Source organism: Synergistaceae bacterium (assembly GCA_031272035.1).
Lineage (GTDB): Bacteria > Synergistota > Synergistia > Synergistales > Aminobacteriaceae > JAISSA01.
The window spans coordinates 1-13739 of sequence record JAISUO010000096.1 but is presented as its reverse complement, the minus strand read 5'-3'; the positions used below and the strand labels follow the sequence as shown (position 1 = coordinate 13739).

Below are 13739 nucleotides of genomic sequence, written 5' to 3'. Positions count from 1 at the left end.
GGCACGCTGCTTTTCACCGTAGAATAATTCAGGAACGACCGAATCTGAAAAAAGAATAGCTGAAAAAAGAATAGAAAAAATAATGCTCAACGTGCGAGTTTCTGTGCGTTGAGCATTGTTTTTACAAACTGGCATCAATATCTCTTTTACCGGCAGGGTCTGATACCAATTTGCTTTTAACCGAGCGTTAATGAAGAAGCTAATGTTTGAATATCACTGCTTTTAGCTATTCTAACTTTAGGCCTTTTATTTCAAATTGGTCTGATACCAATTTGCTTTCAATCGAGCGTTAATGAAGAAGCTGATGTTTAAATATCATTGCTTTTAGCTATTCTAACTTCAGGTCTTTTACTTCAAATTGCTCTGAGGCGAGAAACGCCCTGCAGGTTTTGGCGATGCCTTCTTCCAGCTCCGTGGAGTGCTTCCACCCCAGCCCGTGAAGGAGGGAGACGTCCAGCAGTTTTCTCGGCGTGCCATCCGGCTTCGAGGTATCCCACTGGATCGCGCCCTCATAGCCGACGACCCTTCGGACCGTTTCCGCCAGTTCCCGGATCGTCAGATCCACTCCCGTCCCGATGTTCACGATCTGCGACCCCTCATGACGCTCCATCAGAAAGATGCAGGCGTCGGCCATGTCGTCCACGTAAAGAAACTCCCGACGCGGCGTCCCCGTGCCCCAAAGCGTTACCGACGGAGCATTCTTCATCTTCGCCTCGTGGAACCTGCGGATCATGGCCGGCAGAACGTGGGAGCTGTCGAGGTCGTAGTTGTCTCCCGGACCGTAAAGGTTGGTCGGCATAACGGAGATGAAATTCGTCCCATACTGACGATTGAACGCCTGACAAAGCCGAATTCCCGCAATTTTGGCTACCGCGTAGGGTTCGTTGGTGGGTTCCAGTTCGCCGGTCAGAAGAGCGCTTTCTTTTATGGGCTGAGGGGCCAGACGCGGATAAATGCAGGAGCTTCCCAGAAACAGCAGCTTCTTCACCCCTGTTTCATACGCCCCGTGAATCACGCTGGTTTCGATCGCCAGATTGTCGTAAATGAAATCCGCCGGACAGACGCTGTTCGCGTAGATGCCGCCCACCTTCGCCGCCGCCAGAAAAACGTACTCCGGTCTTTCGGCGGCAAAAAACGCCCGCGTCGCCGCAGGATCTCTCAGATCCAGCTCGGAACTGGTCCTCAGCAGGAGGTTGTGAAATCCCTTTCGCTCCAGCTGTCGCGTCAGGGCGCTTCCCACCAGTCCGCGATGTCCGGCGACGTATATTTTCGCATCGGCGTTCATGATCTTTTCCTCTCCCTCAATTGCGTTTTCTGCGCGATCTTTGCATATATAATTGTGAAAATGTATCATGTTGCGGAGAAAAATCCAAGAGCGCCCGTCAAAAGCGGTATACTTCCTCCAGGGAGAAATTCACATCCGGAAGGGAAAAAATATGAGCATATTTTTGTCGGGACTGCGTTTTGGGCTTCTTTTGCAGCTGGCGGTGGGACCCGTGTGCCTGATGGTTTTCAACACGGCGGGAAGGCTGGGGTTTCTCATGGGGTCATTGGCGGCGCTGGCCACCACCGTCGTGGACGGGCTGTACATCGCCCTGGCCGCGCTTGGAATCTCCGCGTTTCTGCAGAATGAACGGGTAAAAAAGGCAATCCGCATCGCGGGGGCCGGTGTCCTGGTGCTTTTCGGACTGGACATCGCCGCGGGTGCGCTGGGGTTCTCCTTTATGCCGCAGATCGCGCTGTTTCAAAGCTCCGAAACGGAGAACGTATTTCTGCGGGCCGCGATTCTGACGGGTTCCAATCCTCTCACCATCGTTTTCTGGGGCGGCGTTTTTTCCACGCGTATCACGGCGGAGGACATGGACCGGCGCCAGATCCTTCCCTTTGGCGCGGGCTGTGCCGGGGCGACGTTTCTCTTCCTCAACGGAGTGGCGATGGCGGGCAGCGTCGTCAAAACCTTTCTTCCCCCGGCACTCATGACTGCTCTCAACGTCGGCGTGGGGCTCGCCATCGTGTTCTTCGCGCTCCGCATGGTCGGTCTGCTGAAGCGCGCGAACTGATCCCCATCAAAAATCATCAGGACTGTCGTTCAGATATACCGCGTTCCTCGTCCGTGCCGGGAACCAGAGAATCACAGAGGGCGGCGCAGATTCCCGCCACGGCCATGGGCGTTCTGAGAATGGCCCACACCATGCCTCCCAGCGTGGAGAGAAAAGGTCCGGAGGCGGGATCGGTGAGCGCCTTTTGAACCGATTCCTGTCCCACCCAGCCAGGCAGCCCCATGGCCATCAGGAAGGAAAAGCCCACGATCAAAACGTTGCGCTGGCTGCCCATATCCGCCCGCAACAGAACCTGAATGCCCAGCGCGCCAATGGTGCCGAAGAGGGCGATGTACGCTCCCCCGATGACCGGAGTCGGCATCGTTGCCACCAGGGCTCCCAGTTTGCCCAGCATACTCATCCCCAAGAGAATTACCGCCCCTGTACGGACGACATTGCGGGAAGCCACGCCGGTAAGTCCGATGAGGCCGATGTTTTCGGTGTAAGAGGTGGTCCCCACCGAGCCCAGCAGTCCGGAAATCGCGCAGTCCAGCCCCTCCGCCCCGATGCCACGGTTGATCATCTCCGGCGTGGGGTCTGGAAGTCCGGAGGCGTAGGAGCAGGAATGATAATCTCCGATGGACTCGATCATAACGGAGAAAAATCCCGCCAGAAGCGCCCCGATGGCGAGGAAACTGAATTTAGGCGCACCCCAGGGCATAAAAATATCGGTTCTCCAGACAGGGGCCTGCGCCACCGTGTCGAAACTGACGTAAACGGGATGCCCCGCCGCGACCCACCCCGCCTGCGAGATCAACACACAAACCAGCCAGGCGATGAGGATGGAAGCAAGTATCGCAAAAATATTGATAATCCTGTTTTTTACAATCAGACTGAAGAAGAAGATTAAAAGAACCACGAGAAGAGAAATCGGCCAGTTCTGCCCGGCGCTGCCAACGGCGGTGCCCGCGAGAGAGAATCCGATCGCCATGATGGTCGGCCCGATGACCACGGGCGTAATGAACCTGCGGATGTAACCGACGATCTTCAGATAACCCAGAGCCGACAGGACAAGCCCGCCCACAATGAGCCCGCCCCCCACATACTGCATAATCGTTTCCGGCCCCATGGCACCGTAGGCCCCGATAATCGTCATAATCGGAGGAATGAAGCTGAAACTGGAGCCCTGGACGATGGGAAGCCCCGTCCCCAGCTTTGGATGAGTTTGCACCAGGGTCGCGATCCCCATGCCGAAATAGACGCAGCCGATAAATTTCGCCAGCTGTTCGGGGCTCATTCCCATAGCCGGGCCGAATATCAGCGGGACCAGCGTTGTCGCTCCAAACAGGGTCAGGACATGCTGGGCTCCCGCAAGCACCATGATCGGAAAGGGAGGCGTCACATCCGCTCCATAAATAATCTGCTTTTTCGCCATTTGTGTATTCCTCCTCGAAACCGTATGCTATCGGAAAATAATGATAGCACAGCGTAAGGACGATTTACCGCGCAGCGGGAGACAACGCGGCGGCGGACGCCGAATGATGATTTTCCATCCGGAAGAATCGGAGCAGCTTCTCCAGATCTCCCGCGAGTTTCGACAGATCTTCGGAGCCGGCAGCCACATGTTCCGCGGCTTTCGCCACATCTCCCGCTCCGTCGCGAATGTTGTCCCCCAGCGCCGCCGAGCTGCTGACCATGGACGCGATCCGGTGAACGGCCTCGGCGATTTCCTCGCTGGACGCGGCCTGTTCCTGTGACACCGCGGCAAGGTCCTGAGTTGCGTCGGCAATCTCTTTCAGGTAGGAGAGCATGTCGTCAAGGAGCTTCTGTGTTTCTCCGGAAAGCGTTTTCGCCCCCTCGGAAGCCTGGGCATTTTCCAGCGACGTGCCGACCACGGTATCCAGTTCTCCCATAATGGCTCCGGCAAGGCCTTCGATATTCTGCGCCGCGATGTTGCTTTCCTCCGCAAGTTTTCGCACTTCCTCGGCGACCACCGCAAACCCTCGACCCGCCTCCCCCGCCCGGGCCGCCTCGATGGCCGCGTTTAAAGCCAACAGATTGGTCTGATCAGCAATGGCACCGATTTGCGCGACGAAGTCCTGGATTTTTCGCGTTCTGTCGCTCAGCTGCTGAACCGATTTCGCGGTGTTCGAGGCGTTCTCCGCCAGGCTGGACATATCTGACACGACCCGCTGAACGGCGCGCCTTCCGTTTTCCCCCGCTTCCATGGCTTTTTCGACACGCCCCGCGATGTCGGTGCCCTTCTCGGCCGTGGCCTGGGCTCCCGTCGCCACTTCACTCACAGAGGAGTTGACCTCGTCCCCAATGACGGCAAGCTTTTCAAGGTTGTTGCCCATTTCATCCACGCTGGAACGAAATTCCTCCACGGAGGCGTTACTCTCCTGAGCAAGGGCGGCAAAATTCTGTGAAGTACTCAAAATCCTCGCTCCGGCGCTGCGAATCGCGACGATGACGTTTCTGAGCTTTTCGGCCATTTCCTGCAGGGTTTTTCCCATAACGGCAATTTCATCCCTGCCCCGCTCCGGGAAACGGCTGTCCAGGTTGCCTCCCGCAAAGGCGTTCACGCTCTCCTGAATTTCCCGAAGCGGCTTCGTAATTGTCCGGGAGAGGGCCACCGTCAGGACGAGGCCCAGCAGCAGCGCAATCAGCGACAGGATAACAAGCTGTTTCTCACCTCCGGCAGCCCGGACGAAAGCGGAAGTGTTTTCTTTTTCTCCCTCCGCCATCATCATTTTCGCCAGAAGCTGTAAATTTTTTTCGTATTCATTTTCAGATTCTGTAATATCGCCCTGCCGGGAAAGGCGAATCTTCATTTTGTCGCGAGGGGCCCCGGTTTTGGCAAAGGCGATGGCCTCATCCTGTAACTTTCTGTACTGGGGCCCAATCACCAGAAGGCGGCGATGGACTTCCAGCTCTTCCGGCGTGAGATCTTCCTCCTTCAGACCGCTTATCAGTTTCGCAACCTCGTTTCTGTTCTTCATGACCGTCTGCGCAAGGTCCGCAAGTTCTGCCTCAACGAAAGTATCCATCATGCTCATCACCAGATACCGGTTCATGACGGTACGGATATTCACGACCAGATAATCCATGGCCAGCCGAGTGTATTTCGTATGGATTTTCTCCATGCTTCTCTCCATATCGCGATTGGCGGAGTGCCCCACGAGAGCGATAAAAAGCATAAGAAACAGCAAAACAGAAACAAGAATAGAAATTCTCGTCATAGTGCGCATATTTCTGAACCACGACATTGCAAAACAACCTCCTCTGAAGATTCCAGGAATATAAACTTTAAACAAAGCCTATACGCAAGGTTCTTCAGTGCAGTATAGAAACTTACATATTGCCCTTTCAACACAAATTTACGCCCATTGATTTAAGTCAAAACGATGAATATAAGTCATGCAAAGAATTCATTGCAACTTATAGTCATTTAATTTAGATTAATTCACAATTGTAATTTCACTTTTGAAGGCAGGATATAAAATATAAAATTAAAAAAAGGCACAGAAAGAAAGGTCTGTAAGAAAGGATATTGCCATGATTCAGCGGTTCTTCGGCAGTTCCACCCGGAAGCGGCTGCCCTGACCGGGGGCGCTTCGGACACTGACCGAGCCTCTGTGGGCTGTGACGATCGACCGGACGATGGCAAGACCGATGCCCGAACCGCCGGTGGTGCGGCTGCGGGATTTGTCGGCGCGGTAGAATCTCTCGAAGATGAACGGCAGGTCCTCCTCCGAAACGCCGATACCGTCGTCTTCCACATCGATGCAGACGGTCCCCTCCGTTTCCGAAAGAGCAACCCCGATCGTCCCCTCCGGCCGGGTGTACTTCACGGCGTTGGAGATCAGATTCACCAGAACCTGGCTGATCCGGTCACGGTCGGCGCAACATTCGGAACAACTTCCCTCCACGAAGGCCCGAAGTTTTTTGACGTGGATTTCCGTCTCGAAGTTCAGCAGCGTCTTTTCCGCAAGCTCACGAAGATCGATGGGCGTTTTATTCAGCTTCAGATTGCCGCTTTCGACCTTCGCCAGGTTTTCCATATCCAGCACCAGCCGCCCGATGCGATCCGTCTCCTCGTAACAGCTCGCGAGCCGCTCTCTGGTGGGATCCCACAGCCCCTCCACCATCGCCTCGATATGGGTTCCCAGCGTGGTCAGGGGCGTGCGGAGCTCGTGAGCCACGTCGGCCGTGAGCTGCCGCCTGAGAGTTTCCTGAGCCGCAATGGACCGCGCCAGATGATCCACGGAAAACACCAGCTCGTTCAGCTCCCGAACGTCCGAGTCCGCTTCCAGTTCAACGGAATAATCCCCTTCGGCCAGCCGCTTCACCCCATCCACCGTTTTCCGGATGGGATCGCTCACTCTCCGGGCCAGAAGCCAGCCCGCCGCCACCGCCAGCAGCGGAGAAAAAACGGCGCTCCCGATGAAAACCGCGTTCAGCGCGTCCAGAAAAAGAAATCCGTTTTCGTCCAGAAACCAGGGGGCGACATATCCCAGAACCACCCGGCCGATGGGCTGCCCTCCCGCCAGGAGAGGAACGTCTTTCGTCGTGAATCCGCCTCCCGCGTCAGGATAACGGTCCCGCATCTTTCGGGTGATGTCCTCCATGATGTGCCGGCAGGCCTCCATGTCGCAGTCCTCCGCATCCCACAGCAGGTTCCCCCGCCGGTCGTAAATCCGAAGAATGTACCCGTCGTAAAGGGCGTGCATCCCGATGGCGTGCAGAAACTCCATATTCCAGTTTTCCGTGAGAAAATCATACTGTTCCGTCACGTTCTGCAAAATTTCCTCGTTCCTTCGCGCCTGCTCTCTGGCGATATAGTCCTCGAACCGGCGGCGAATGGACACGTTGGATAAAATGCCGGTCAGGGCCACGGTCAGCAGCGCCACGAGGGCGATGTAAAACGACAGTTTCGTTCTGAGCGCGTAACGGGCCGTCATGCCTTCGCCGGCTCCCCTGTTTCGCTCCGGCCGCCGAAACGATAGCCCACTCCGTGGATCGTCAGAATCCAGACCGGCTCTCTGGGGTTGTCCTCCAGCTTTCGACGGAGATTTTTGATGTGACTGTCAATCGCCCTCGGGAAACCGTCAAATTCGTCCCCCAGGGCGGATTCGATCAGCTGATCCCGGGTGAACACCCGACCGGGGGACCGGACGAGGACCTCGAGAATGCGGAATTCATTGGGGGTCAGGCTCACCGACTGATCGCCCTTTCTGACGGACCGGCCCGCCAGATCGACCGCGAGAGCCCCGCCGTCAAAGACCAGTTCGCCGCCCGGAGGAAGCCGATACTCCCCGGAACGGCGCAGCACGGCGTCCACTCTGGCGGAGAGGGCCCGCAGGCTGAAGGGTTTTGTGATATAGTCGTCGGCCCCGACGGAGAGGCCTCTCAGCATGTCCTCCTCCTCCACCCGCGCCGTCAGCATGATGATCGGCACGTGAGATTTTTTTCGGATGGCAGCGCAAATTTCCTCTCCCGGCATGTCGGGAAGCATGAGGTCCAGCAGGATCAGGGCGAGGTCTTCTCTCTGGAAAATTTCGAAGGTTTCCTCGGCATTCTTCGCCCCGAACACGACAAAGCCCTCTTTTTGCAGCAGAGATTTCACCACTTCCACAATTTTCGGTTCATCGTCGACGACCAAGATTTTCCGTCGGTCTCCGCTCACGATACAACCTCCCCGGCAGGTTCGGGGGCGCGGCCTCCGTACAGCAAAGCCGCGCCCCTGCGAAAAACGTCAGTCTTTGACTTCGTAGTCTTCCGCTTCGATGGCCTCTTTGATTTTCGCCTCCGAGACTTTGGCGGCGTCATAGCTCACCGTGGCCGTCCCGCCTTCGAGGCTGACGCTGACGCTTCCCACGCCATCCAGAGAGCTGATCGCGTTCGTCACCGCCTTAACGCAGTGAGAGCAGGACATGCCGTCAACTTTAAATACCTTCTCTGTCATCGAGGTAACCTCCTCATTGGATAGATTTAGTCCGTTCTCTATTGTAACCTGTTTTAATCCGGTTATTTTAAGTTAAAGGGCTTCAGAAACTTGTCCGCTTCGTATTTTCTGCCGCGTTCATCCTCCACGGGAACTTTCGCAAAGACCCAACCCTCGACTTTGGCGGGATCGACGCCGGCGTCAAGGAAGGGTTTGGGATTCAGGACAAACACGATGTCCTTGTCGTTTTTGCTCATGTCCTTCGCCCACTCGAAGATCGTGCCCTCAGACAGGGTCATTCCATAGTGGTCCAGCGCGGCGTGGTAGCCGATCAGATCCCTGTCGAGTTTCACCACCTGCGAGAAGGAAGCCTCGGGAGTGACCTCGCCTTCGTAGCTCAGGGCTTTTTGAGACAGCCGGCTTCCCAGCACAATTTCATCCCCATCCACGGTTCCGGCGGGCATTTTGCTCAGGTCCAGCCCGGCGTCCCTGAAGGGCTTCGCGTCAAAGCGCAGCCAGGCATCCAGCGCGCGTCCGTCCCTCGCATCCCTGCGCCAGGCGAAAGTCGCTGAACCGTCCGGGGCCGTCAGCACCCACACGCCAAGAGAGTCGTCGAGTGTCACCTTTGCGGGAAGAGCCTTCAGCATCGCCGTGAAGGAGGTCTCCGCGGCCCGCCCCACAATGTCCGTATCAAAGAGCGCCGCGCCGGCGTTTTTCGCCGCAAGAATCAAAAAGAGTCCGAAAACAATCGCAATGCCCTTCGTTATTTTCCCGTTTGTCGTTTTTTTCATGTTTTTTGCCTCCAATTTAAATTCTTCTTCATTTAAATTCTTCTTTAAATTATTCCGATATCAGCCGCGCTTCGGTCGAAATCGCCGGAGCCTCAGTGCGTTGGAGAGAACGGAAACCGAGCTCAGGGACATGGCCGCAGCCGCCAGCATGGGATCCAGCAGCGGGCCGCCGAAGAAGTGCAGCACTCCGGCCGCGATGGGGATGCCCGCCGTGTTGTACGCAAAAGCCCAGAACAGATTTTCCTTTATGTTGCGTATGGTGCTCCTGCTGAGCTGCAGGGCGGTCGGAACGTCCATCAGGTCGCTCCGCATCAGAACAATGTCCGCCGACTCCATGGCCACGTCGGTTCCGGAGCCGATGGCGATTCCCACGTCGGCCTGGGCCAGAGCGGGAGCGTCGTTGATTCCGTCTCCGACCATGGCGATTTTGCGCCCTTCCGCCTGAAGCTTCTTCACCTCGTTGGATTTATCCTGGGGCAGGACCTCCGCAAGGACCCGGTCGATGCCCACCTGCTTCGCAATGGCGCCGGCGGTTCGCGGGTTGTCGCCGGTGATCATGGCCACGCCGACCCCCATCTCCCTCAGAATACGGATCGCCTCAGCGCTGCTCTTCCGAACCACGTCCGCCACCGCCACGATCCCCGCGAGCCTGTTTTCGAGAACGACGTACATGGGCGTCTTACCCTCTCCCGCCAGACGGTCGGACTCGGACTCCAGCCCGTTCAGGGGGATGTTTCTCCCGTCCATCAGCTTCCGGTTTCCGATAAAGGCGTGGACTTTCCCGGCGGGCTCCCGAATGTCCACTTCGATGCCGAGTCCGGTAAGCGCCTGGAAGTTTTCAATTTCCAGAAATTCGACTCCCTCTTCCTCCGCCCTCCGGACGATGGCCTCCCCCAGAGGGTGTTCGGAGCCCTTTTCCGCGGAGGCCGTCAGTCGAAGCAGCCGGGCCGAATCCACGCCCTCCGCCGTGATGACGTCCGTGACCTCGGGTTTTCCCTCCGTGATCGTTCCGGTTTTGTCCAGCACGATGGTGTCGATTTTATGGGCCGTCTCCAGAGCTTCGCCGCCCCGGAACAGGATGCCGTATTCCGCGCCCCTGCCCGTCCCCACCATGATGGCCGTGGGAGTGGCGAGCCCCAGAGCGCAGGGACAGGCGATGATCAGGATGGAGATGAAGATGGTCATGGCAAACCGGACGTCCTGCGTGCCCCAGTACCACGCTCCGGCGGCGAGAACCGCTATGACGCAGACCACTGGCACGAAATATCCCGCCACCACGTCGGCCAGACGGGCAATGGGGGCCTTCGATCCCTGCGCGTCCTCCACCATTTTGATGATCTGGGCGAGAGCCGTGGCGTCCCCCACCTTCGTGGCCTCGAACCGGAGCACTCCGTTTTTGTTGATCGTGGCGGCAAAAACCCTGTCTCCCGCCTTTTTGTCGATGGGAATGCTCTCCCCCGTGAGCATGGATTCGTCCACCGCGGACTGCCCGTCCAGAATCGTGCCGTCCACCGGAATTTTCCCGCCCGGCCGGACCAGGAGCACGTCGCCGACCTCCACTTCCTCCACGGGAATTTCCGTTTCTTTGCCGTCTTTGACGACGGTGGCGGTTTTGGGGGCGAGACCCATCAGTTTTTTGATGGCCTCGGAGGTTTTCCCCTTCGAAACCGCTTCGAGGGTTTTCCCCAGGAGAATGAGGGTGATGATGACCCCGGCGGACTCGAAGTACAGGTTCTCCACCGCGCCGAAGTCCCCCTGCAGAACTCTCCAGCAGGAGTAAAAGCTGTATATCACCGCCGCGGATGTGCCTATCGCGATGAGGGAATCCATGTTGGGGCTGCCCTGAAAAAAGGCCCTGAACCCCACTCGGTAAAAGTTGCGCCCCACGACCAGGATGGGCAGGGTGAGAAGGATCTGGACCAGGAGGTAGTTCAGAGGATACTGCATCGGCCGCAGGAACTTCGGAATCGGCCAGTACAGCCACCAGACCATGGAGCCCATGGCGAGGTACAGAAGGGGGGCCCCGAAAATCGCCGCCACGATGAACTTTCTCCACATCGAGCGGATTTCCCCTTCCCTGCGCAGACGGTCCTCGTCCACCGCTCCGCTTTTCTCGGCGGAGAGGGCCTTATAGCCCGCCTTTTCGACGGCGTCCCGTATGGCGGAAAGTCTGACCCGCGACGGGTCCCAGGACACCGTGAGTTTTTCCGTGGCAAAGTTGACGCTGGCGGACTCCACTCCGTCGAGTTTGCCCACCGCCTTCTCAATTCTCTTCGCGCAGGCGGCGCAGGTCATGCCGCCGATGGGGATCGTCGCACCGCTTTTGGGCCTCTCTTTCAGGACGTTATACCCCGCGTCGACGATTTTCTTTTCGATGTCGCCCAGCGCGACCTGTTTTTCATCGAACTCCACCGTGAGTTTTTCCGTGGCGAAGTTGACGCTGGCGTCGGCGATGCCCTGGAGCTTTCCCACCGCCCTCTCGATTCTTTTCGCGCAGGCGGCGCAGGTCATGCCCCCAATCGCTACGGTCTCTCTCAACATATACGACCTTCCTTTCCCTTCCTGTGTCTCTTCCCGTGCTTCATCATTATTTCACCGTTTCCATCTCGCGAAAATCGGCTTTGCCCGAACCAGGAAACTCTTTGCGATGGTGATTCCCCTTTCGTCCACCGTTTTGTACCTCGAGGTGATGGGAACCGGATTGCATCCGCCGTGGACCAGCTCCACGTCGCTGGTTCGGAAGCGGTTGCCGCAGTTCTGGCACACGAACATGCCGCCTTCCTGTTTATAATAGCCCCTTCCGGAGGCGTAGCAGACCTGACAGGTGTTGAAGGCCGTTCGCACGGTGCCGTCCGGGGCTCTCACCGCAAAGACCTCCATCTGAACGCCCTCCACGTTGATGGGAAAGAACGTCGCCGTCTCCGTAATTTCATCGGGAACAATGAGCAGATCGCCGTTTGGAAGCTCCGCCGCCGCCGCAATCGTCCCGGAGGCCAGCAACAGCGCCAGAACAAAAAGCCCTTTCCCGCTTTTGAATTTCGACGATACCACATTTTTTGACATTTAAATCTCTTCCCTTCTCAAAATAATATTTTTCAACGGGTGCAGCAACTTTGCCGGGGCTGCGCCCGAATGCGCCAGGGACCGGGAGGCAGGCCGTCGCTTAAAATGATGCGGGGCGCGGAAACCTGCGGCGAGGCGGGGGCGCAGCAGGAACGACCGACCGAAGGAGCGGAAGCGGCGTTATCGGCGGTGTTCGCCGCGCAGCAGGAGGGACTGCTCGCGTTTTCGATCTCCTCCGCGGAGGCGTCCTCCGGGTCGCTGAAAAGCGCCGAAAAAATGTCCGCGTCCTCGGAGGACACGTCAAACGACAGGGCGGAAAGATCCAGATCCTCTTCCGTCGATTCCGCCGCCAGCGCGGTGGAGCCCGATGTCTCCGTTTCATCGACGACCGTGATTTTTCCGCGGATCATCCCCATCCAGCAGGTGTAGGTGAACGTTCCCGCCCGGGTGGGGACAAATTCCACCAGATTGTCCCCGACGGCGAGCTTTTTCTGTATCCGCCCCGGAACGTCGGGGGCCTCCCGAAGAGAGCCGGGCAGGACGATTCTATTGTTGCAGCCGTTGACCGTCCCCGGCTCCGCGTGAATGTTCCATCGAACGGGCGTGCCCAGCCGGACGACAATGGGAGCATAACGCCCCGACTGAAGTTCGGTGCGGACCACCTGCACACCGCCCTCCATCCGGGCGGAAGTCCCTGAAACCGCCTCTCCGGCCGGCGCCAGGACAAAAGAAAGACCCGACAGGTCCATGCCGTTTCCAAACATGCCCGCGCCCAAAAGCACGACCATCACCGCCCCCACGGTCATCGCGCTCCGGGTGAACCGGCGGCTCAGAAGGCCGCTCAGCGCGCTCAGTCCGAACATGAGGGGGATCGTCCCCGCGCTGAAGAAAAACATGGAAAGCGCCCCTTTAAGGAAACTGCCGGTGGACAGCGCGTAAATCTGCATGGCCTGCAGAGGGCCGCAGGGCATCAGACCGTTGAGAAGGCCCACGTAAAGGGGCGCGCGGCTTCCTCCCTGTCCGTGAAGTTTATCGCCGAAAATTTTCGGCATCCGGGGATTCAGCCGCCTCAGCCAGGGAAAGACGTTCAGCATGTTAAGCCCCATAATAATCATGAAGGCTCCCGCAGCGATCTGTACCCCTCCACGGGCGGACTCGGAGAGACTCACGGCCGAACCCAGCGCTCCGGCGATTCCTCCGATGAGCGTGTAGGAAACGAGCCGTCCCAGGTTGTAGAGCAGACCGGACCGAAACGCCGCGAGCCGAACAAGACGCTCCGCCGGCGCCGCCCTCGAAATCGACTGGGAAAGGTTGATGCCGCCGCACATGGCGACGCAGTGCACCGAGGTGAGAAGGCCCACGGTGAAGATCATGCCGTACCCCATTCCGGCCCTCGCCTCCGGAAAAGCGTAAAAGACGTCCAGCAGTCCGAATCGGTCAAGCAGAACATACAGCTCGTAAAGCGCCAGGGCGATCCAGATCGTTTTCCAGAGCTCGAATTTCGGCCCCGCTCCCTCACCGTCCTTTTCCTCCTGATCGTCGAAGGAGCCGACGACGCGATAATCCAAATCTTCCACAAGTCCAGCGACGGTATCGAACCCGATCACGGCGGGATCCAGGGTCACCCGCACCGTTCCTTCGGCAAAACGCGCGACCGCCTCCGTCACCCCCTTCGCCGCTCTCAGCTTCCGCTCGATTCTCCCCTCACACCCGGTACATGTCATTCCCTCGACACGAAGCGTCTTTGTTTGCATTGTTCACCCCACCTCTTTCTGCGGTGGGAATACTACCAAAACAATTTGTAGAATTTGTGCAGATGAAATTTATCTGACAAAGTAGGATACTTAAAGCGGAATAAATTTATGGTGGAGGGAAATCACAATGCCCTGGGGACTTATC

11 protein-coding genes are annotated in these 13739 nt (G+C 57.6%); 1 reads left to right on the top strand and 10 read right to left on the bottom strand.

The features are described from left to right. Positions 1–328: 328 nt before the first annotated feature. Positions 329–1285, bottom strand: a complete 957-nt coding sequence (locus tag LBR61_11315) for a GDP-L-fucose synthase (GenBank protein ID MDR1732670.1) — start codon at positions 1283–1285, stop codon at positions 329–331. A gap of 151 nt (positions 1286–1436) precedes the next feature. On the opposite strand from LBR61_11315, the gene LBR61_11310 reads away from it, so the two are divergent. Beyond that, positions 1437–2060, top strand: coding sequence for a LysE family translocator (locus LBR61_11310; GenBank protein MDR1732669.1), 624 nt, complete (start codon positions 1437–1439; stop codon positions 2058–2060). Between the two features lie 16 nt (positions 2061–2076). Here LBR61_11310 and LBR61_11305 read toward each other — a convergent pair whose 3' ends face one another. The 9 genes from LBR61_11305 to LBR61_11265 form a co-directional block, all read right to left on the bottom strand. Further along, positions 2077–3474: a purine/pyrimidine permease gene (locus LBR61_11305; protein MDR1732668.1), complete on the bottom strand. Its 1398-nt coding sequence runs from the start codon at positions 3472–3474 to the stop codon at positions 2077–2079. A gap of 64 nt (positions 3475–3538) precedes the next feature. Beyond that, positions 3539–5308: a methyl-accepting chemotaxis protein gene (locus tag LBR61_11300; GenBank protein ID MDR1732667.1), complete on the bottom strand. Its 1770-nt coding sequence runs from the start codon at positions 5306–5308 to the stop codon at positions 3539–3541. 294 nt (positions 5309–5602) lie between these two features. After that, complete coding sequence (locus LBR61_11295; protein MDR1732666.1) at positions 5603–7003, bottom strand: HAMP domain-containing protein; 1401 nt, start codon at positions 7001–7003, stop codon at positions 5603–5605. Further along, on the bottom strand, positions 7000–7728 hold the full coding sequence (locus LBR61_11290; protein ID MDR1732665.1) for a response regulator transcription factor: 729 nt from the start codon (positions 7726–7728) through the stop codon (positions 7000–7002). The genes LBR61_11295 and LBR61_11290 overlap by 4 nt, the downstream gene beginning before the upstream one ends. Positions 7729–7797: 69 nt before the next feature. Beyond that, entirely contained in the window at positions 7798–8007 is a 210-nt protein-coding gene (locus LBR61_11285) for a copper ion binding protein (GenBank protein MDR1732664.1), read from the bottom strand. A 62-nt stretch (positions 8008–8069) separates the two neighbouring features. Next, positions 8070–8777, bottom strand: a complete 708-nt coding sequence (locus LBR61_11280) for a hypothetical protein (protein ID MDR1732663.1) — start codon at positions 8775–8777, stop codon at positions 8070–8072. A gap of 60 nt (positions 8778–8837) precedes the next feature. Further along, on the bottom strand, positions 8838–11318 hold the full coding sequence (locus LBR61_11275; protein MDR1732662.1) for a heavy metal translocating P-type ATPase: 2481 nt from the start codon (positions 11316–11318) through the stop codon (positions 8838–8840). A 51-nt stretch (positions 11319–11369) separates the two neighbouring features. After that, the gene (locus LBR61_11270; protein ID MDR1732661.1) at positions 11370–11840 is read right to left on the bottom strand and encodes a DUF2318 domain-containing protein; all 471 of its coding nucleotides are present in this window, start codon (positions 11838–11840) and stop codon (positions 11370–11372) included. A 32-nt stretch (positions 11841–11872) separates the two neighbouring features. Beyond that, positions 11873–13594, bottom strand: a complete 1722-nt coding sequence (locus LBR61_11265; protein ID MDR1732660.1) for a sulfite exporter TauE/SafE family protein — start codon at positions 13592–13594, stop codon at positions 11873–11875. Between the last annotated feature and the right edge of the window lie 145 nt (positions 13595–13739).